Annotated in this window: 2 protein-coding genes; both read left to right on the top strand. The window is 70.8% G+C overall.

All coding sequences use genetic code 11. The annotated features are described in order from the left end of the window. The coding region (locus tag IH13_RS0134585) for an SPFH domain-containing protein (protein ID WP_031090866.1) at nucleotides 1–542 on the top strand (542 nt) is incomplete at its 5' end. Between the two features lie 173 nt (nucleotides 543–715). Continuing rightward, nucleotides 716–1,037 (top strand): lytic polysaccharide monooxygenase (locus IH13_RS0134580; protein WP_031090864.1); only part of this gene is annotated, 322 nt, incomplete at its 3' end.

Here is a 1,037-nt window from a genome sequence, read left to right as displayed (position 1 = left end):
GGCGCAGCGAGCCGCTGCCCGCCGTCGACGCGAGCGGTACCGCACTCCGCGCGGTGGTGCTGGTCGTCTGGCGCGTCGAGGACACCGCACGGGCCGCGCTCGGCGTCGCCGACCACGAGCAGTACCTGCGCGACCAGGTCGAGGCGGCGCTGGCACGGGTGCTGTCGCAACTGCCCGCCGACGCCTTCCACGAGGAGAGCCGGACCCGCACCCTGCGGGACGCGGAGGCGGTCGGCGACGCGCTGACCCGGATGCTGAAGGCGGACTGCCTGCCCTCGGGTATCGACGTGTACTCCGCCCAGCCGACCCGCGTCGAGTACGCACCGGAGGTCGCGGCGGCGATGCACCGGCGCAGGGTGGCCGCGATCGACGCCCGGCACCGGGACAGCGTGCTCACCTCCGTCGTCGACGCGGTGGACGACACCGTGCACCGGCTGACCGGCCGGGGCATCGTCGAGCTCGACGCATACGAACACAAGGCGCTGGTCAGGGACTTGACGGTGGCCTTCTACACCGGGCGCTGCGAGCACCAGCGCGCGTGAGGAGACGGCCAACGCCGCAGGGGCGCACCGAAAACCGTACGGACATTGGTCTGGACATGTTCATGCGGCGTCAATAATCTGGGGTTGGTCTAGACCGCAGCACCACCGCATTACCCCCTGCGCACAGCAGAGCCCCCAGGACATCCCCCACGTTCTTCTAGGAGCGACACACCATGCGGAAAAGGGCAAGCGCGGCCGTCATAGGCCTGGCGATCGCCGGCGTCTCCATGTTCGCCACCAGCAGTGCCAGCAGCCACGGCTACACCGATTCCCCCATCAGCAGGCAGAAGCTGTGTGCCAACGGCACCGTCACCGGCTGCGGCAACATCCAGTGGGAGCCGCAGAGCGTCGAGGGCCCGAAGGGCTTCCCGGCGGCAGGGCCGGCGGACGGCAAGATCTGCGCGGGCGGGAACAGCTCCTTCGCCGCGCTCGACGACCCCCGCGGGGGCAACTGGCCCGCCACCCAGGTCACCGGCGGCCAGGGCTACAGCTTCC

This window comes from Streptomyces sp. NRRL WC-3549, assembly GCF_000721935.1.
In the GTDB taxonomy this organism is placed as follows: domain Bacteria; phylum Actinomycetota; class Actinomycetes; order Streptomycetales; family Streptomycetaceae; genus Streptomyces.
Note: the sequence above shows the minus strand (reverse complement) of the source record. Positions and strands in the feature narration are given on the sequence as shown.